Here is a 306-nt window from a genome sequence, read left to right on the forward strand (position 1 = left end):
GCCGCGGAGCTGACCGGCAGCCCGCTCCACCGGATCGGACTCGCCCACGAACCCGGCGGCCGCCCCCGGCTCACCGGACCCGCCGCCCGGCTCCACGTGAGCGTGAGCCACAGCCGGGGAGCCCGAGCCGTGGCGCTCGCCGGGACCCCGGTCGGCGTCGACATCGAGACCGTACGCCCCCTGCCCGCCCTGGCCATGGCCCGGCGCTGGCTCGCCCCCGCCGACGCCGACTGGCTCGGCCGCCTCCCCGCGGCGGACCGGGTCCCCGCCTTCTTCTGGCTCTGGACCCAGAAGGAGGCCGTCGGC

At 79.1% G+C, this 306-nt stretch carries 1 protein-coding gene; it reads left to right on the top strand.

The window, feature by feature from the left end; translation table 11 throughout:
• A partial coding sequence (locus AOK00_RS39115; RefSeq protein ID WP_159041804.1) for a 4'-phosphopantetheinyl transferase family protein occupies positions 1 to 306 on the top strand: 306 nt, incomplete at both ends.

This window comes from Streptomyces aureus (genome assembly GCF_001418135.1).
GTDB lineage: Bacteria > Actinomycetota > Actinomycetes > Streptomycetales > Streptomycetaceae > Streptomyces > Streptomyces aureus_A.